Origin of the sequence: uncultured Paracoccus sp., from assembly GCF_947487305.1 — a bacterium.
Taxonomy (GTDB): domain Bacteria; phylum Pseudomonadota; class Alphaproteobacteria; order Rhodobacterales; family Rhodobacteraceae; genus Paracoccus.
The window spans coordinates 126,626-145,484 of the sequence record NZ_CANKWH010000012.1; the positions used below are offsets into that span (position 1 = coordinate 126,626).

The following is an 18,859-nucleotide window of genomic DNA, read 5'->3' on the forward strand; positions in this document are numbered from 1 at the left end:
CCGCTCAGTGGCCAACCCAGTCCAGTTCATCGCGCAGGTGCGCGCCGAGGCCGCCAAGATCACCTGGCCCACGCGCCGCGAGGTCGTCACCACCACCATCATGGTGCTGATCATGGCCGCGCTGACCAGCGTGTTCTTCTTTCTGGTCGACCTGATCATCCGGTTCGGCCTGACCGAAGGCCTGAAGGCGATCACCGGCTAACAGGGGCTTGCATTCGCGCGCTGCCGGGTCTATGCCCTTGCGACCTGCCCGGAACGCGGCGTGCATCGATTCGGTATGCGCGCCGATTTCAATTTTGTCGGGCAAAAAGAATTCAACGGGTTGGCTTGGTGTGTGTGCGCCGCGCCCTTCAAGATCGGGGACCGATACAGACATGGCAAAGCGTTGGTACTCCGTCAGCGTCCTGTCGAACTTCGAGAAAAAGGTCGCCGAGGCGATCCGTCAGGCCGTGGCCGAAAAGGGTCTGGAAGAACTGATCGACGAAGTTCTGGTGCCGACCGAGGAAGTGATCGAGATTCGCCGCGGCAAGAAGGTGACCTCCGAGCGTCGCTTCATGCCCGGCTATGTGCTGGTTCACATGGACATGTCGGACCGCACCTATCACCTGGTGAACTCGATCAACCGCGTGACCGGGTTCCTGGGTGCGCAGGGCAAGCCGATGCCGATGCGCGATGACGAGGTGAACACCATCCTCCACCGCACCAGCGATGGCGAGAAGGCCGCGCCGCGCAACCTGATCCGCTTCGACGTGGGCGAGACGGTGAACGTGACCGATGGTCCGTTCGAAGGATTTTCGGGCATGGTGGAAGAGGTCGACGAGATTTCGTCGCGCATCAAGGTCACAGTGTCGATCTTTGGCCGGCCGACGCCGGTCGAACTGGAATTCACGCAGGTCTCCAAGACCGCGTGATGTCGCTGCGGGAGGTTTCGGTCCTTCGGGATACGGGCCGCACCGCTAAATCGGCCCCTCGGGGTCTGATGAAGAAGGAGAGGGCCAGATGGCCAAGAAAATCGTCGGCAGCCTGAAGCTGCAAATCAAGGCGCAGGAAGCGACCCCTTCGCCCCCGGTCGGCCCGGCTCTGGGTCAGCGCGGGATCAACATCATGGAATTCTGCAAGGCGTTCAATGCCCGCACGCAGGAAATGACCAAGGGTTCGCCCGTCCCGGTGGTGATCACCTATTACCAGGACAAGTCGTTCACCTTCGAGACCAAGACCTCGCCGGCCTCCTACCTGCTGAAGCAGGCCGCTGGCCTGAAGCCGGTCGGCAAGCGCAACCGCGCCAAGGGTTCGGACAAGCCGGGCCGCACGGTTGCCGGCACCGTCACCGTCAAGCAGGTGCGCGAGATCGCCGAAGCCAAGATGAAAGACCTGTCGGCCAATGACGTCGATCAGGCGATGAAGATCATCCTGGGCTCGGCCCGCTCGATCGGTATCGAGGTGAAAGGCTAAGCCATGGCAAAGATCGCAAAGAAAAAAGCCGCCGCCCGCGCCGCTTTCGACGGCAAGTCGAACCTGTCGGTCGCCGATGCGGTGAAACTGGTCAAGGACAACGCCACCGCGAAATTCGACGAGACCGTCGAGATCGCGATGAACCTGGGCGTTGACCCGCGCCATGCCGACCAGATGGTCCGCGGCGTCGTCACGCTGCCCGCCGGCACCGGCAAGGACGTTCGCGTCGCCGTGTTCGCCCGTGGCCCCAAGGCTGACGAAGCCAAGGCTGCCGGTGCGGATATCGTTGGCGCCGAAGACCTGATGGAAAGCATCCAGGGCGGCAAGATCGACTTCGATCGCTGCATCGCCACGCCGGACATGATGGCGCTGGTTGGCCGTCTGGGCAAGATCCTGGGCCCGCGCAACCTGATGCCGAACCCGCGCGTCGGCACGGTGACGATGGACGTGAAAGCGGCCGTCGAAGCTGCCAAGGGCGGTGAAGTCCAGTTCAAGGCCGAGAAGGCCGGCGTCGTCCATGCCGGCATCGGCAAGGTGTCGTTCAGCGCCGACAAGCTGGCCGAGAACCTGCGCGCCTTTGTCGAGGCTGTCGGCCGTGCCAAGCCCACGGGCGCGAAAGGGACCTACATGAAAAAGGTCTCGATCAGCTCGACCATGGGCCCGGGCGTGTCGGTCGATATCGCCGACGCCACCGGCAACTGAGGAATTTCGCCGGCGCCCGCGTGAACGGGGGCCGGCGGATGACGGGGCCAGACCATCGGCCTCGTCCTGTCCGAGACGGAGGGTGCGGGGAAACCTGCTTAATGTCCTTCCTGAGATGGGGAAAAGCATTTTTCCGAGGTTCGCCTCGGGCGATCTTGACCCTACGGACCCGAACCTGCCCGCTCGCGGGTGGGAAAAGTGAGAGCTGGGGGGGAACCCCCAAATTGGAGTGAAACCGTGGATAGAGCACAGAAAGAACAGCTGGTCGAGGAACTCGGCCAGATCTTTGAAAGCTCTGGCGTCGTGGTGGTTGCCCACTACGAGGGGATGACGGTTGCGCAGATGCAAGACCTTCGCACGCGTATGCGTGAAGAAGGTGGCGCGGTGCGCGTTGCCAAGAACAAGCTCGCCAAGATCGCCCTGGAAGGTAAGCCTTGCGCCAGCATCGCCGACTACCTGACGGGCATGACCGTGCTCACCTATTCGGAAGACCCCGTGGCTGCTGCCAAGGTCGCCGACAAATACGCCAAGGATAACGAGAAATTCGTCATCCTCGGCGGTGCAATGGGTGACACGGCGCTTGATCCGGCCGGTGTGAAAGCCGTGGCCGCCATGCCGTCGCGCGAGGAGCTTATCGCTTCGATCGTGGCCAGCATTGGCGCCCCTGCCTCGAACATCGCCGGTGCGATTGGCGCGCCTGCCTCGAACATCGCAGGCATCCTCACGACTCTGGAAGAGCGCGAAGCTGCCTGAGGCAAACCTTATCCCGTCGTGGGGTTGAAACCCGACGTTGGAACACCTTTATGAGAGAACGGAAAAATGGCTGATCTGAAAAAACTCGCCGAAGAAATCGTGGGCCTGACCCTGCTGCAAGCCCAGGAACTGAAAACCATCCTGAAAGACGAATACGGCATCGAGCCCGCCGCTGGTGGCGCCGTCATGATGGCCGGCCCGGCTGCTGGTGCTGCCGAAGCCGCTGAAGAGAAAACCGAATTCGACGTCGTCCTGACCGATGCCGGCGCCAACAAGATCAACGTGATCAAGGAAGTGCGCGCCATCACCGGTCTTGGCCTGAAAGAAGCCAAGGACCTGGTCGAAGCCGGTGGCAAAGTCAAAGAAGCTGCTGCCAAGGACGAAGCCGAAGAGCTGAAGAAGAAGCTCGAAGCGGCTGGCGCCAAGGTCGAGCTGAAGTAATCGACCCTTCGGTCGGTAGATTTAGGCAGGGTCCGGGGCTTCCCCGGTCCCTGCCGAACCTGTCTTGAAGGGCGGTTTGGGCCAGGGGGCCGAAACGCAGACCTTCCTTCAGGGCAAGTTCAAGGTTCGGGAGCCGCGCGGTGGGACGGGCGGCATGAATGGGACCTTACCCCCTGCATTCGTATGCCGCATCCGGGGGACCCGACCCGGATCGCGCGCGAAGACGAAAGGTGACACGACCCCATGGCGCAAGCTTATGTCGGCCAGAAGCGCATCCGGCGCTATTACGGCAATATCCGTGAAGTTCTCGAAATGCCGAACCTCATCGAGGTTCAGAAGTCCAGCTATGATCTGTTCCTGAATTCGGGCGACGGCGCCCAGCACCAGGATGGTGACGGCATCCAGGGCGTTTTCCAATCGGTCTTTCCGATCAAGGACTTCAACGAGACCGCCACGCTGGAATTCGTGAAGTACGAGCTGGAAAAGCCGAAATACGATGTCGAGGAGTGCCAGGCCCGCGACATGACCTATGCCGCGCCGCTGAAAGTGACGCTGCGTCTCATCGTGTTCGATGTCGATGAAAACACCGGCGCCAAGTCGGTCAAGGACATCAAGGAACAGGATGTCTACATGGGCGACATGCCCCTGATGACCCAGAACGGGACGTTCATCGTGAACGGCACCGAGCGCGTCGTCGTGTCGCAGATGCACCGCAGCCCCGGCGTGTTCTTCGACCATGACCGCGGCAAGACCCATTCCTCGGGCAAGCTGCTGTTCGCCTGCCGCATCATTCCCTATCGCGGCTCGTGGCTGGACTTCGAGTTCGACGCCAAGGACCTGGTCTTCGCGCGCATCGACCGCCGCCGCAAACTGCCGGTGACGACGCTGCTCTATGCGCTTGGCATGGACCAGGAGGGCATCATGGATGCCTTCTACGACACCGTCGACTATAACCTGCAGCGTGCCGGCAAGGGCAAGGAGGGCGGCTGGGTCACGCGCTTCTTCCCCGAGCGCGTGCGCGGCACCCGTCCGTCCTATGATCTGGTCAATGCCGATACCGGCGAGGTCATCACCAAGGCCGGCGAGAAGGTCACGCCGCGCCTGGTCAAGAAGCTGCTGGAATCGGGCGAGCGGGTGAACCTGCTTGTCCCGTTCGAGCGCATCGTCGGCCGTTTCGTCGCCAAGGATATCATCAACGAGGCGAACGGCCTGATCTATGCCGAAGCCGGCGACGAGATCACTGCGGAATACAACAAGGACGGCGAACTGTCGGGCGGCCTGCTGAAGGTGCTGCTGGACAATGATGTCGACTCGATCCCGGTCCTCGACATCGACCACGTCAATGTCGGGCCCTATATCCGCAACACCATGGCGGCCGACAAGAACATGGGCCGCGATGGCGCGCTGATGGACATCTATCGCGTCATGCGCCCGGGCGAGCCGCCCACCGTGGAAGCCGCGAGCGCGCTGTTCAACAGCCTGTTCTTCGACAGCGAGCGCTATGACCTCTCGGCCGTTGGCCGGGTGAAGATGAACATGCGCCTCGATCTGGACGCGCCGGACACGCAGCGCACTCTGCGCCACGAGGATATCGTGGCCTGTGTGCGCGGCCTGGTGGAACTGCGCGACGGCAAGGGCGAGATCGACGATATCGACCATCTGGGCAACCGCCGGGTCCGCTCGGTCGGCGAACTGATGGAAAACCAGTATCGCGTCGGTCTGCTGCGCATGGAGCGTGCCATCCGCGAGCGCATGTCGGGCGTCGAGATCGACACCGTCATGCCGCAGGACCTGATCAACGCCAAGCCGGCGGCGGCTGCCGTCCGCGAATTCTTCGGCTCCTCGCAGCTGTCGCAGTTCATGGACCAGACCAACCCGCTGTCCGAAGTGACGCACAAGCGTCGTCTCTCGGCCCTCGGGCCGGGCGGTCTGACGCGCGAGCGTGCAGGCTTCGAGGTTCGCGACGTTCACCCGACCCATTACGGCCGGATGTGCCCGATCGAAACGCCGGAAGGCCAGAACATCGGCCTGATCAACTCGCTGGCTACCTTTGCCCGCGTGAACAAGTATGGCTTCATCGAAACCCCGTACCGCAAGGTGATCGAGGGCAAGGTGACTGACGACGTGGTCTACATGTCCGCGACCGAGGAAATGCGTCACACCGTGGCGCAGGCCAACGCGCAGCTGGATGCCGACGGCAAGTTCGTGAACGAGCTGGTCAGCACCCGCCAGGCGGGCGACTTCATGCTGAACCCGGTGGATGCGGTCGATCTGATCGACGTGTCGCCGAAACAGCTGGTCTCGGTCGCTGCCGCGCTGATCCCGTTCCTTGAAAACGACGACGCCAACCGCGCTCTGATGGGCTCGAACATGCAGCGTCAGGCCGTGCCCCTTCTGCGGGCCGAGGCGCCGTTCGTCGGCACCGGCATGGAAGCCATCGTGGCCCGCGACTCGGGTGCTGCCATCATGGCGCGCCGGGGCGGGGTGATCGACCAGGTCGACGCGCAGCGTATCGTTGTGCGCGCGACCGAGGATCTGGGCGCGGGTGATGCCGGCGTGGACATCTATCGTCTGCGCAAGTTCAAGCGGTCGAACCAGTCCTCGACCATCAACCAGCGTCCGCTGATCAAGGTCGGCGAGCGGGTGCAGAAGGGTCAGGTCATCGCTGACGGTCCCTCGACCGATCAGGGCGAACTGGCCATCGGCCGCAACGTGGTCGTCGCCTTCATGCCCTGGAACGGCTACAACTACGAGGACTCGATCCTGATCTCGGAACGGATCCACCGCGACGACGTGTTCACCTCGATCCATATCGACGAATACGAAGTGGCGGCCCGTGACACCAAGCTTGGGCCCGAGGAGATCACCCGCGACATCCCGAACGTCGGTGAAGAGGCGCTGCGCAACCTCGACGAGGCTGGCATCGTCTATATCGGCGCCGAGGTCGGACCGGGTGACATCCTGGTCGGCAAGATCACTCCGAAGGGCGAAAGCCCGATGACGCCGGAAGAAAAGCTTCTGCGCGCCATCTTCGGCGAAAAGGCGTCTGACGTGCGCGATACCTCGCTGCGTCTGCCGCCGGGTGCTTACGGCACGATCGTCGAGGTGCGGGTGTTCAACCGCCACGGCATCGACAAGGACGAGCGCGCGCTGCAGATCGAGCGCGAGGAAGTCGAGCGTCTGGCGCGTGACCGTGACGACGAACAGGCGATCCTGGACCGCAACATCTATGCGCGTCTGAAATCGCTGATCCTCGGCAAGGTCGCGGTGAAGGGCCCGAAAGGCGTGAAGGCCAATTCGGACATCACCGAGGAGCTGCTGGACACGCTGAGCCGTGGCCAGTGGTGGCAGTTGGCCGTCAGCGAGGAAGACATCGCCAAGGAAGTCGAGGCGCTGAACCAGCAATACGACAACCAGAAGAAGGCGCTGGAAGCCCGCTTCGAGGACAAGGTCGAGAAGGTCCGTCAGGGCGACGACCTGCCGCCGGGCGTGATGAAGATGGTCAAGGTGTTCGTGGCGGTGAAGCGCAAGCTTCAGGCCGGGGACAAGATGGCCGGTCGTCACGGCAACAAGGGTGTGGTCTCGAAGGTCGTGCCGATGGAAGACATGCCGTTCCTCGCGGACGGCACGCCGGTCGACCTGGTGCTGAACCCTCTGGGCGTGCCCTCGCGGATGAATGTCGGGCAGATCCTCGAAACCCACATGGGCTGGGCCAGCCGCGGTCTTGGCATCAAGATCGACGAGGCGCTGGAAGATTATCGCCGCAATGGCGACATGAACCCGGTCCGTGAGGCGATGAAGATCGGCTATGGCGATCAGCTTTATGCCGAGACCTTTGAAGGCATGGATGACGACACCCTGGTCGAGCACGCCAATACCGTGCGCGCCGGTGTGCCGATCGCCACGCCAGTCTTTGACGGCGCCAAGGAGGCTGACGTGAACGACGCGCTGACGCGTGCCGGTTTCGACACCTCAGGCCAGTCCATCGTCTTCGACGGCCGCACTGGCGAGCAATTCGCCCGCCCGGTCACCGTCGGGATGAAGTATGTCCTGAAGCTGCATCACCTTGTCGATGACAAGATGCACGCCCGCTCGACCGGCCCGTACTCGCTTGTGACCCAGCAGCCGCTGGGTGGTAAGGCGCAGTTCGGTGGTCAGCGTCTGGGTGAGATGGAGGTCTGGGCTCTGGAAGCTTACGGCGCCGCCTATACCCTGCAGGAAATGCTGACGGTCAAGTCGGACGACGTTGCCGGCCGGACGAAGGTGTATGAATCCATCGTCAAGGGCGAAGACAACTTCGAGGCCGGCGTGCCCGAAAGCTTCAACGTGCTGGTCAAGGAGGTCCGGGGTCTGGGCCTCAACATGGAACTCCTGGATGCGGAGGAGGAGGAATAGCCGGCTCTGGTTCCGTGGTGGGGTGAAACCCCACCCTACGCCACCCGGTAGGGTGGGGTTCTACCCCACCTTTCCCTCTCTCCTTCCGCGCCGATTCATAGGATTTGATAATGAACCAGGAACTCGCCACCAACCCGCTGAACCCGCTGGCCCCGCCGCGGCAGTTCGACGAAATCAAGATCTCGCTCGCCTCGCCGGAAGAAATTCTGGCCTGGTCCTTCGGCGAGGTCAAAAAGCCTGAAACCATCAACTACCGCACGTTCAAGCCCGAGCGTGACGGTCTGTTCTGCGCGCGCATCTTTGGCCCGATCAAGGATTACGAATGCCTCTGCGGCAAGTATAAGCGCATGAAGTATCGCGGCCTCGTCTGCGAGAAATGCGGCGTTGAAGTCACGCTGCAAAAGGTCCGCCGCGAGCGCATGGGCCATATCGAACTGGCCGCGCCGGTCGCACATATCTGGTTCCTGAAGTCGCTGCCGTCGCGCATCGGCCTGATGCTGGACATGACCCTGCGCGATCTCGAGCGGATCCTCTATTTCGAGAACTACGTCGTCATCGAGCCGGGCCTGACCGATCTCAGCTATGGTCAACTGCTGACCGAGGAAGAATTCCTCGATGCGCAGGACCAGTTCGGCGCCGACGCCTTCACCGCCGATATCGGCGCCGAGGCGATCCGCACCATGCTGGCCAACATTGATCTGGAATCGACCGCCGACCAGCTGCGCGAAGAGCTGAAGGAAGCCACCGGCGAACTGAAGCCGAAGAAGATCATCAAGCGGCTGAAGATCGTCGAGTCGTTCCTCGAGTCGGGCAACCGGCCCGAGTGGATGGTGCTGACCGTGATCCCGGTCATCCCGCCGGAACTGCGTCCGCTGGTTCCGCTGGATGGCGGTCGGTTCGCCACCTCGGACCTGAACGACCTCTATCGCCGGGTGATCAACCGCAACAACCGCCTGAAGCGGTTGATCGAGCTGCGTGCGCCCGACATCATCGTGCGCAACGAAAAGCGGATGCTGCAGGAATCGGTCGATGCGCTGTTCGACAACGGCCGTCGCGGCCGGGTCATCACCGGCAACAACCGCCGTCCGCTGAAATCGCTCAGCGACATGCTGAAGGGCAAGCAGGGCCGCTTCCGCCAGAACCTTCTGGGCAAGCGGGTCGACTTCTCGGGCCGTTCGGTCATCGTGACCGGCCCGGAACTGAAGCTGCACCAGTGCGGTCTGCCGAAGAAGATGGCGCTCGAGCTGTTCAAGCCCTTCATCTATTCGCGTCTGGAGGCCAAGGGCCTGTCTTCGACCGTGAAGCAGGCGAAGAAGCTGGTCGAGAAAGAGCGTCCGGAAGTCTGGGACATTCTTGACGAGGTGATCCGCGAACACCCGGTCCTTCTGAACCGCGCGCCGACGCTGCACCGTCTCGGCATCCAGGCGTTTGAACCGATCCTGATCGAGGGCAAGGCGATCCAGCTGCACCCGCTGGTCTGCTCGGCCTTCAACGCCGACTTCGACGGCGACCAGATGGCCGTGCACGTTCCGCTGTCGCTTGAAGCGCAGCTGGAAGCGCGCGTCCTGATGATGTCGACGAACAACGTTCTGTCGCCCGCCAACGGCGCGCCGATCATCGTTCCCTCGCAGGACATGATCCTTGGTCTCTATTACGTGTCGATGATGCGTGAGGGGATGAAGGGTGAAGGCATGGTCTTCACCTCGCCCGACGAGGTCGATCACGCCCTTGCCGCCGGCGAGGTGCATCTGCACGCCAAGATCACCGCGCGCCTGAAGCAGATCGATCAGGACGGCAACGAGGTCATGCAGCGCTTTGAAACGACGCCCGGCCGCATCCGGCTTGGCACGCTTCTGCCGCTGAACGCCAAGGCGCCCTTCGAGCTGGTCAACCGCCTGCTGCGCAAGAAGGACGTGCAGCACGTCATCGACACGGTCTATCGCTACTGCGGCCAGAAAGAGGCGGTGATCTTCAGCGACAAGATCATGGGTCTCGGCTTCCGCGAAGCCTTCCGTGCCGGCATCAGCTTCGGCAAGGACGACATGGTTGTTCCCGACAACAAGTGGGACATCGTCGGCGAAGTGCAGGAGCAGGTGAAAGAGTTCGAACAGCAGTATCTGGACGGTCTCATCACCCAGGGCGAGAAGTACAACAAGGTTGTGGACGCCTGGTCGAAGTGCAACGACCGCGTGACGGATGCCATGATGTCGACGATTTCGGCCACCAAGAAGGACGCCGAAGGCGCCGAGCTGGAGCCGAACTCGGTCTACATGATGGCGCATTCCGGCGCGCGGGGTTCGGTCAGCCAGATGAAGCAGCTGGGCGGGATGCGCGGGTTGATGGCCAAGCCCTCGGGCGAGATCATCGAGACGCCGATCATCTCGAACTTCAAGGAAGGTCTGACCGTTCTTGAATACTTCAACTCGACCCACGGCGCCCGGAAGGGTCTGTCGGATACCGCGTTGAAGACCGCGAACTCGGGTTATCTGACCCGTCGTCTGGTCGACGTGGCCCAGGACTGCATCGTGCGCGAGCATGATTGCGGCACCGACCGCGCCATCACCGCGACCGCAGCCGTCAATGACGGCGAGGTCATCTCGCCCCTGGGCGAGCGGGTGCTGGGCCGGACCGCAGCGGATGACGTTCTGGTTCCGGGGACGGACGAGATCATCGTCCGCGCTGGCGACCTGATCGACGAGCGCAAGGCCGACGAGATCGAGTCCTCGGGCGTGCAGTCGGTGCGGATCCGGTCCGCCCTGACCTGCGAGGCCGAGGATGGCGTCTGCGCCATGTGCTATGGCCGCGACCTGGCCCGTGGCACGCTGGTCAATATCGGCGAGGCGGTCGGCATCATCGCCGCACAGTCCATCGGCGAACCTGGCACGCAGCTGACGATGCGGACCTTCCACATCGGCGGCATCGCGCAGGGTGGGCAGCAGTCCTTCACCGCGGCGAACCAGGAAGGCACGGTCTCGTTCGTGAACGAGAACCTGCTGGAAAACGCCTCGGGCGAGCTGATCGTGATGGCGCGCAACATGCAGCTGCACATCAAGAACGCCCAGGGCGAGTCGGTGGTGAACCACAAGCTGTTCTACGGCTCGAAACTGTTCGTGCGCGAAGGCGACAAGGTCGTCCGTGGCCAGAAGATGTTCGAATGGGACCCCTATACCCTGCCGATCATCGCCGAGAAGGCCGGGACCGCGCGCTTCGTCGACCTGCTCTCGGGCCTTTCGGTCCGCGACGAGACCGACGATGCGACGGGCATGACCCAGAAGATCGTGACCGACTGGCGCTCGGCGCCCAAGGGCAGCGATCTGAAGCCGGAAATCATCATCATGGATGAGAACGGCGAGCCGGTGCGCAACGACCAAGGCAACCCGGTCAGCTATCCGATGTCGGTGGACGCGATCCTCTCGATCGAAGACGGTCAGGAGATCAAGGCCGGCGACGTAGTCGCCCGTATCCCGCGCGAAGGCGCCCGGACCAAGGACATCACCGGGGGTCTTCCCCGCGTGGCGGAACTGTTCGAGGCCCGTCGCCCCAAGGATCACGCGATCATCGCGGAAATCGATGGCTATGTGCGGTTCGGCAAGGACTACAAGAACAAGCGCCGCATCACCATCGAGCCGTCGGAAGAGGGCCGCGAGGCCGTCGAGTACATGGTGCCGAAAGGCAAGCACATCCCGGTGCAGGAAGGCGACTTCGTGCAGAAGGGTGACTACATCATGGACGGCAACCCGGCGCCGCATGACATCCTGCGCATCATGGGGATCGAGGCTCTGGCCGACTATCTCATCGACGAGGTGCAGGACGTCTATCGACTGCAGGGCGTGAAGATCAACGACAAGCACATCGAGGTGATCGTTCGCCAGATGCTGCAGAAGATCGAGATCCTCGACAGCGGCGATACCACGCTGCTGAAGGGCGAGCATGTCGACCGCGACGAGTTCGAGGAAGAGAATGCCAAGATCGAGGCCAAGGGCGGCAAACCCGCCTCGGGCGAGCCGGTGCTTCTGGGGATTACCAAGGCATCGCTGCAGACCCGCAGCTTCATCTCGGCGGCATCGTTCCAGGAAACGACCCGTGTGCTGACCGAGGCCGCCGTTCAGGGCAAGCGCGACAAGCTGGTCGGGCTGAAGGAAAACGTCATCGTCGGCCGGCTGATCCCGGCCGGGACCGGTGGCGCCACCGCCCGCGTGCGCCGCATCGCCTCGGAACGCGACCAGGAGGTGATCGAAGCCCGCCGCGCCGAAGCCGAGGCCGCCGCCGCCCTGGCCGCGCCGACCCCGGAAGAGGTCATCGACGTGGCCTTCGAGGATGTCTCGAGCAAGGAGTGATCCTTGATCGGTTGAAATGAGAACAGGCCCGGCAGTCAGCCGGGCCTGTTTCGTTCTGGGGGCATGTCTGCCGGGCGAAACCGAAGTTCACCCCATTCGGCTCACTGCCGCGAATCGACGAGCCGGGCGTCGCGGCGGGTTGACACGCAAGCTGAAGCAAGCTCAAATCGTGGTCTTTCAGGGCAACGAGTGGATCCGTCGTCAGATGGATCGACACTTCATTCCAGATTGCGCCCCTCCCGGGCGCGCGCGATCACATCCGTATGCGGGGTTTTGGCCTTGGCTATGAAGCGGAAAAAGGCTGCCATCATCGGAACCTCCAATGCGCTGATGCGCGACGGCTGGGTCAACCAGACGCGCGCGGCGGCGCTGCAATCGGGTTGGCACTATGCGAACCGTTCCATCGGCGGCAGCTCCTCGCTGCTGGGTGCTTACCTGCTTGCGACCGATGACGAGGTCCGGCGTGCTGACCGCATCATTCTCGATTTCTGCATCAATGATCAGGTGTTCATCGCACTGGGTCAGGCAACATTGAACCATGTGCTCGGCCATTATGCGTCGATGTTTCATTCACTCAAGAAGCAGAAGGCGCTTGATCGTGTCCTCGTGCTGATGTTCCCGCCGCAGAAAGTCGATGACGCCCTGTTCGAAAGCCTGTGCGGCCTGTTTGACCGGATCGGGGTCCGATACATGGATATGCGCCCGAAGATTTCCGAATGGTTGGGCGCAACCGGCCGGGATGGTGCAGAAGCCTATTCTGATGCCTTCCATTTCTCGCCGGCATTGCAGCAGCACATTGGCGAGCTCATTCTGCAGGATCTTGTGACGCCGGATGCGATGCCAGGGAAGGACATGGCCTTTCGACGCTGGTTGTTCAAACGGCAACCCCTGGGGCTCGTCGATCTGGCTATCGAGGCACAAGGGCAGGAGCGGTGTCAGGTCGGAACCAGTGTTATCCAGCGCTCCGCCCACCGGTTCAGCCAGGGCGACCAGTTCCATGTTTCGGGTGCGCTGCTATTGCTGGCGGCTCATATCTGGGCGACGCGAGACTCCGGTGTCGTCACCGTGCGCGGCGTGGATCAAGGATTTCGGGTTCATCTTCGGAGGGACTACAGCGGACTTTTCATCTTCGATTCTATCTTCGCGCCTGTGGCGCTGGCCGAGCGGGCGCTGGTCGAGGTGCGCAACGACCTGACGGCGCCATTTCAACTTATGCGCGGCCAGAAATCCTCGATCTATGATGATACCGGGAGCACGGTCGAAATCATCGCACTCGTCGGCGCAAGCTATCCGCCCGCGCAATTGGGCGAAGCGGTCAGAGACAGGCTTTCCGCGCCCCGCGCGGCTTCCTCGTTGTTGTGGCGAGTCCGGCGGTTTCTACTGTCCCGCCGGCTTGCGGGTCGCTCCCCGGACTGAGGCGCGGGATCAGATTTCATCTGGCCGGGCAGTAGCCTGCGCGGGCAGATCGTGGCACGAAACCCGCCCCAATAGTCCTCGGTCCCGAACCCGCCGCCACCCTTTCCTTCGCCCCCGTCCCGTCGTAAGCGGGACTTGTATACCAGCGCGAAGGCCGACCCCCATGCGGACGCCGATCCTGTCTCCGAACCGCAAGGTCGCCCCTGCCGCCCTGCGCGCAGAGCCCGCGAGCCATCGCGACAACATGCGCGGCGCGCTGATCATGTGCGTGTCGATGACCTTCTTCACGCTGAACGACACGGTGATGAAATTCGTCGCCAGCGACCTGCCGCTCTACCAGTCGATCACGCTGCGCGGTCTGGTGGTCATGCTGGGCCTGTTGCTCATTGCGCGGCGCGAGGGCGGGTTGCAGCTGCGCCTGCCGCGCGAGGCGGTGCGGCCGATGATCCTGCGGCTGATCGGCGAGATCGCCTCGACCGTGCTGTTCCTGCAGGCGCTGATGCATATGGCCATCGCCGACCTGTCCGCGATCATGCAGTCGCTGCCTTTGGTGGTGATGCTGGGCGCGGCGGTGATGTTCCATGAAAAGCTGGGCTGGCGGCGCATGGTGGCGGTGCTGGTCGGGCTGATCGGCGTGCTGATGATCCTGCGCCCCGGCACCTCGGCCTTCACCATCTGGTCGGTGCTGGGCTTGGCCTCGGTGGCGATGGTGGTGCTGCGCGATCTGGTCACGCGGCTGTTCAGCCGCGAGATCCGCTCGACCACCATCGCCTTCTATGCCGCCACGTCGGTCACGATTTCGGGCCTGCTTTTGAGCATAGGCGAGGGCTGGCAACGACCGACGGCGGAACAGCTGGGGTTGCTGGTCCTTGGCGGCGGCTTTTTGACCGTCGGCTATCTTTCGGCGGTGGCGACCATGCGCATCGGCGAGATTTCCTTCGTCGCGCCCTTCCGCTATGTCTCGCTGGTGGCAGCGATCATCCTCGGGCTGGTGGTCTTTGGCGAGTGGCCGGATGTCTGGACCTGGGCCGGGTCGGGGCTGATCGTGACCGCCGGGATCTATTCGATCTGGCGCGAGGGCCAGTTGAGGCGCAGCTGAGGGAGACGGGGCAATGAAGATCCAGATGCTGGGCTTGATGCGCTGGTCCTATGTCGGGCTGCGCGGTTATCAGAAGGAGCACGCCACCATCGCCGAGCGGCGGGAGTTTCTTTATGACCCCGCACGGCTCGAGCGGCGCTGGTTCTGGTTCGAGCATGTCGCCCTGCCGGCCTGGCGGGCGCAGAGCGATCCCGATTTCACCCTGGTCATCATGACAGGCCCCGATCTGCCCGAACCCTATCTGTCGCGGCTCAAGGCCCTGGTCGCAGAGATCCCGCAATTCCGTCTCGAACTGGTGCCGCCGATGGAGCGGCATCTGGAAGCCTGCCTGGCCGCGATCCGGCCGCATATCGACCGGACCGCCGATGCGGTCGGGCATTTCCGCCATGATGACGACGACGCGGTGGCCGTCGATTACATCGAATCCGCCCGGCGCGATTTCCTGCCCGTGCGCGACCTGTGGCAGGTCGAGCGCAAGCTGTCGCTGGACCATTCGCGCGGACTGATGGCCAAGGTCACGCGCAAGGGGCTGCAGATCAGCCCGCGCATCTGTCACAATATGGGTGTGGCGCTGACCGTGTTCCTGTCGCCCGACCGTGACGCCACCGCGGTGCATTTCAACCATGCCAAGATCGGGCTGTGGATGCCCGGTGTCAGCGTGCCGCAGCCGCTGATGTTCCTGCGCCTGATGCACGAGGATGGCGATTCCGCCTCGCTTGGCGCGGGCTACCCCTGGGAGATTGACGAGGCCTCGATCCCCGAGCAGATGCAGAGCCGCTTCCGGCTGGATCATGCCGCGCTGAACAAGGCCGCGCGCCGTTTATCCTGAGGGCAGGGCAGGGCACAGCGATAGCCGTGTGTCGGTTGACACCTCACGGGAATCCTCCTATATGCGCCAGACCCGAGGCGGCCGTCTCGGGGAGCCAGAACCTGTGCGGTCACGATCGGGCCGATATAGCCTTGATCCTCTGGAAGAGAAAGCGTCCTCCCCATCCTAGGGGTCGGATGCGGTTTGGCATTTTGCGGTATGCGCAAAGTGCCGTCGAGAAGTGGCGCGTCCCGGCCGGGATGCGAGTATTGACACGAGCAAGACGGGGAACCGAATGCCGACGATTCAACAGCTGATCCGCAAACCGCGGCAGCCCAAGGTGCAGCGGAGCAAATCGCAGCACCTGCAAGGATGCCCGCAAAAGCGCGGCGTCTGCACGCGCGTCTATACCACGACGCCGAAGAAACCGAACTCCGCTATGCGGAAAGTGGCCAAGGTCCGTCTGACCAATGGCTTCGAAGTCATCTCCTACATCCCGGGCGAAAAGCACAACCTGCAGGAACACAGCGTCGTGCTGATCCGTGGCGGTCGTGTGAAAGACCTTCCGGGTGTCCGTTACCACATCCTGCGCGGTGTGCTGGATACCCAGGGCGTCAAGGATCGTCGCCAGCGTCGTTCGAAATACGGCGCGAAGCGTCCGAAGTAAGGAGAGACACAGATGTCCCGTCGTCACGCCGCTGAAAAGCGCGAAGTCCTGCCCGACGCCAAGTATGGCGATCGCGTGCTGACCAAATTCATGAACAACCTGATGGTTGATGGCAAGAAATCGGTTGCCGAACGCATCGTCTACAACGCGCTCGAGCGTGTTGAAGGCCGCCTGAAGCGCGCCCCCGTCGAGGTCTTCCACGAAGCCCTCGACAATGTGAAACCCTCGGTCGAGGTCCGCTCGCGCCGTGTGGGTGGTGCCACCTATCAGGTTCCGGTCGAAGTCCGTCCGATCCGCCGCGAGGCCCTGGCCATCCGCTGGCTGATCGACGCGGCCAAGAAGCGCAACGAAAACACCATGGAAGAGCGTCTGGCAGGTGAACTGTCCGATGCGGTCCAGGGCCGCGGTACCGCCGTCAAGAAGCGGGAAGATACCCACAAGATGGCCGATGCCAACAAGGCATTCAGCCACTACCGCTGGTAAGGCGAAAGGAAGTCACTCATGGCACGCGAATATCCGCTGCAGCGGTATCGTAACTTCGGCATCATGGCCCACATCGATGCCGGCAAGACGACCACCACCGAGCGTATCCTTTACTACACCGGCAAGTCCCACAAGATCGGCGAAGTCCATGACGGCGCCGCGACGATGGACTGGATGGAGCAAGAGGCCGAGCGCGGCATCACCATCACCTCGGCCGCGACGACCACCTTCTGGCAGCGCCAGGAAGACCCGACCACCGAGGGGACTTCGGAAACGAAGTATCGCTTCAACATCATCGACACCCCGGGCCACGTCGACTTCACCATCGAAGTCGAACGTTCGCTGGCGGTTCTGGATGGCGCGATCTGCCTTCTGGACGCCAATGCCGGCGTCGAGCCGCAGACCGAAACCGTCTGGCGCCAGGCTGACCGCTATGGCGTGCCGCGGATCGTGTTCGTCAACAAGATGGACAAGATCGGCGCCGACTATTTCAACTGCGTCCGCATGATCAAGGACCGCACCGGCGGCACCCCCTGCCCGATCGCCCTGCCGATCGGCGCCGAGGACAAGCTGGAAGGCATCATCGACCTGATCAAGATGGAAGAGTGGGTCTGGAAGGGTGAAGATCTCGGCGCAAGCTGGGTTCGTCAGCCGATCCGCGACGACCTGAAGGATCTGGCCGACGAATGGCGCGGCAAGATGATCGAGCTCGCCGTCGAACAGGACGACGATGCCATGGAAGCCTATCTCGAGGGCAACGAGCCCGACGAGGCGACCCTGCGCAAGCTGATCCGCAAGGGCACGCTGTCCTTGACCTTCTTCCCGGTCATGGCTGGCTCGGCCTTCAAGAACAAGGGTGTGCAGCCGCTGCTGAACGCCGTCATCGACTTCCTGCCGGCACCGATCGACGTTCCGGTGCTGATGGGCTTCAGCCCCGATGACGAGACCGAAGAGCGCAACATCGAGCGTCCGGCTTCGGACGACGCGCCGTTCTCGGCCCTGGCGTTCAAGATCATGAACGACCCCTTCGTCGGCTCGCTGACCTTCACGCGCATCTATTCGGGCGCGCTGAAGAAGGGCGACCAGATGCAGAACTCGACCAAGGGCCGCCGCGAGCGCGTTGGCCGGATGATGGTGATGCACGCCATCAACCGCGAGGAAATCGAGGAAGCCTTTGCCGGCGACATCATCGCGCTGGCTGGTCTGAAGGACACCACCACGGGGGATACCCTGTGCGACCCGGCCAAGCCGGTGGTTCTGGAAACCATGACCTTCCCCGAGCCGGTGATCGAGATCGCCGTCGAGCCGAAGTCGAAAGCTGACCAGGAAAAGATGGGCCTCGCCCTTCAGCGCCTGTCGGCCGAAGACCCGTCCTTCCGCGTCGAGACCGACATCGAGTCGGGCCAGACCATCATGAAGGGCATGGGCGAACTTCACCTCGACATCCTGGTCGACCGCATGAAGCGCGAGTTCAAGGTCGAGGCGAATATCGGTGCGCCGCAGGTGGCTTACCGTGAAACCATCTCGACCCAGGCCGAGATCGACTACACGCACAAGAAACAGACCGGTGGTACCGGCCAGTTCGCGCGCGTCAAGCTGGTCATCACCCCGACCGAGCCGGGCGAAGGTTATTCGTTCGAAAGCAAGATCGTGGGCGGTGCGGTGCCGAAGGAATACATCCCCGGTGTCGAAAAAGGCATCAAGTCGGTTATGGATTCGGGCCCGCTGGCCGGCTTCCCGGTGATCGACTTCAAGGTCGCGCTGATCGACGGTGCGTTCCACGATGTCGACTCCTCGGTCCTCGCCTTCGAGATCGCCTCGCGCGCCGCGATGCGTGAAGGTCTGCGCAAGGCCGGTGCGAAGCTGCTCGAGCCGATCATGAAGGTCGAGGTTGTGACGCCGGAAGAATATACCGGTTCGATCATCGGCGACCTGACCAGCCGTCGTGGCATGGTGCGTGGCCAGGACAGCCGCGGCAACGCCAACGTCATCGACGCGATGGTGCCGCTGGCCAACATGTTCGGCTACATCAACAACCTGCGCTCGATGTCCTCGGGCCGCGCAGTGTTCACGATGCAGTTCGACCATTACGAGGCCGTGCCGCAGAACATCTCGGACGAGATCCAGAAGAAATACGCGTAATCAAGGCGGTGCGGGGGAAACCTCGCACCCTACCAACCCTGTAGGGTGCGTGTGTCACGCACCGTCTCACGACAAAAAGGAGCCAATCATGGCAAAGGCAAAGTTTGAACGCAACAAGCCGCACGTCAACATCGGGACCATTGGTCACGTTGACCACGGCAAGA

The 18,859-nt window shown here is 62.7% G+C and carries 14 protein-coding genes; all 14 read left to right on the plus strand.

Translation table 11 applies throughout. The features are described 5' to 3' along the window. The first annotated feature begins 7 nt into the window (after nt 1-7). The 14 genes from secE to fusA all read left to right on the plus strand — a co-directional run bounded on the left by secE (nt 8) and on the right by fusA (nt 18,695). Entirely contained in the window at nt 8-202 is a 195-nt protein-coding gene (gene secE / locus Q1A36_RS14915; protein ID WP_299845705.1) for a preprotein translocase subunit SecE, read from the plus strand. A 172-nt stretch (nt 203-374) separates the two neighbouring features. Continuing rightward, a complete protein-coding gene (gene nusG, locus Q1A36_RS14920; protein ID WP_101752327.1) occupies nt 375-911 on the plus strand; it encodes a transcription termination/antitermination protein NusG in 537 nt (178 codons plus the stop codon). 88 nt (nt 912-999) lie between these two features. Further along, on the plus strand, nt 1,000-1,452 hold the full coding sequence (rplK, locus tag Q1A36_RS14925; protein ID WP_101752326.1) for a 50S ribosomal protein L11: 453 nt from the start codon (nt 1,000-1,002) through the stop codon (nt 1,450-1,452). Nucleotides 1,453-1,455: 3 nt separating this feature from the next. Continuing rightward, the gene (gene rplA, locus Q1A36_RS14930) at nt 1,456-2,154 is read left to right on the plus strand and encodes a 50S ribosomal protein L1 (protein ID WP_101752325.1); all 699 of its coding nucleotides are present in this window, start codon (nt 1,456-1,458) and stop codon (nt 2,152-2,154) included. A 237-nt stretch (nt 2,155-2,391) separates the two neighbouring features. Next, nucleotides 2,392-2,907: a 50S ribosomal protein L10 gene (gene rplJ / locus Q1A36_RS14935; protein WP_299845713.1), complete on the plus strand. Its 516-nt coding sequence runs from the start codon at nt 2,392-2,394 to the stop codon at nt 2,905-2,907. A 66-nt stretch (nt 2,908-2,973) separates the two neighbouring features. Further along, nucleotides 2,974-3,348 (plus strand): 50S ribosomal protein L7/L12, encoded by a 375-nt coding sequence (rplL, locus tag Q1A36_RS14940; RefSeq protein ID WP_101752323.1) that lies wholly within the window; start codon nt 2,974-2,976, stop codon nt 3,346-3,348. 243 nt (nt 3,349-3,591) lie between these two features. Then, entirely contained in the window at nt 3,592-7,743 is a 4,152-nt protein-coding gene (gene rpoB, locus Q1A36_RS14945) for a DNA-directed RNA polymerase subunit beta (protein WP_299845720.1), read from the plus strand. 110 nt (nt 7,744-7,853) lie between these two features. Beyond that, nucleotides 7,854-12,080, plus strand: coding sequence for a DNA-directed RNA polymerase subunit beta' (gene rpoC, locus Q1A36_RS14950; RefSeq protein ID WP_299845723.1), 4,227 nt, complete (start codon nt 7,854-7,856; stop codon nt 12,078-12,080). Nucleotides 12,081-12,365: 285 nt separating this feature from the next. Beyond that, entirely contained in the window at nt 12,366-13,496 is a 1,131-nt protein-coding gene (locus Q1A36_RS14955) for an SGNH/GDSL hydrolase family protein (RefSeq protein WP_299845727.1), read from the plus strand. Nucleotides 13,497-13,659: 163 nt separating this feature from the next. Continuing rightward, nucleotides 13,660-14,595, plus strand: coding sequence for a DMT family transporter (locus Q1A36_RS14960; protein WP_299845730.1), 936 nt, complete (start codon nt 13,660-13,662; stop codon nt 14,593-14,595). Between the two features lie 13 nt (nt 14,596-14,608). Next, the gene (locus tag Q1A36_RS14965; protein WP_299845733.1) at nt 14,609-15,424 is read left to right on the plus strand and encodes a glycosyltransferase; all 816 of its coding nucleotides are present in this window, start codon (nt 14,609-14,611) and stop codon (nt 15,422-15,424) included. Between the two features lie 274 nt (nt 15,425-15,698). Next, complete coding sequence (rpsL, locus tag Q1A36_RS14970; protein ID WP_022705687.1) at nt 15,699-16,070, plus strand: 30S ribosomal protein S12; 372 nt, start codon at nt 15,699-15,701, stop codon at nt 16,068-16,070. A 12-nt stretch (nt 16,071-16,082) separates the two neighbouring features. Continuing rightward, nucleotides 16,083-16,553 (plus strand): 30S ribosomal protein S7, encoded by a 471-nt coding sequence (gene rpsG, locus Q1A36_RS14975; protein ID WP_101752316.1) that lies wholly within the window; start codon nt 16,083-16,085, stop codon nt 16,551-16,553. An 18-nt stretch (nt 16,554-16,571) separates the two neighbouring features. Further along, nucleotides 16,572-18,695, plus strand: a complete 2,124-nt coding sequence (gene fusA, locus Q1A36_RS14980) for an elongation factor G (RefSeq protein ID WP_299845737.1) — start codon at nt 16,572-16,574, stop codon at nt 18,693-18,695. Nucleotides 18,696-18,859 lie beyond the last annotated feature (164 nt).

Coding starts and splice junctions, on each gene's coding strand:
- rpoB (WP_299845720.1), top strand. CDS start 3,592: ATGGCGCAAGCTTATGTCGGCCAGAAGCGCATCCGGCGCTATTACGGC.
- rpoC (WP_299845723.1), top strand. CDS start 7,854: ATGAACCAGGAACTCGCCACCAACCCGCTGAACCCGCTGGCCCCGCCG.
- fusA (WP_299845737.1), top strand. CDS start 16,572: ATGGCACGCGAATATCCGCTGCAGCGGTATCGTAACTTCGGCATCATG.
- nusG (WP_101752327.1), top strand. CDS start 375: ATGGCAAAGCGTTGGTACTCCGTCAGCGTCCTGTCGAACTTCGAGAAA.
- Q1A36_RS14960 (WP_299845730.1), top strand. CDS start 13,660: ATGCGGACGCCGATCCTGTCTCCGAACCGCAAGGTCGCCCCTGCCGCC.
- rplA (WP_101752325.1), top strand. CDS start 1,456: ATGGCAAAGATCGCAAAGAAAAAAGCCGCCGCCCGCGCCGCTTTCGAC.
- rpsL (WP_022705687.1), top strand. CDS start 15,699: ATGCCGACGATTCAACAGCTGATCCGCAAACCGCGGCAGCCCAAGGTG.
- rpsG (WP_101752316.1), top strand. CDS start 16,083: ATGTCCCGTCGTCACGCCGCTGAAAAGCGCGAAGTCCTGCCCGACGCC.
- rplK (WP_101752326.1), top strand. CDS start 1,000: ATGGCCAAGAAAATCGTCGGCAGCCTGAAGCTGCAAATCAAGGCGCAG.
- rplL (WP_101752323.1), top strand. CDS start 2,974: ATGGCTGATCTGAAAAAACTCGCCGAAGAAATCGTGGGCCTGACCCTG.
- Q1A36_RS14955 (WP_299845727.1), top strand. CDS start 12,366: ATGAAGCGGAAAAAGGCTGCCATCATCGGAACCTCCAATGCGCTGATG.
- Q1A36_RS14965 (WP_299845733.1), top strand. CDS start 14,609: ATGAAGATCCAGATGCTGGGCTTGATGCGCTGGTCCTATGTCGGGCTG.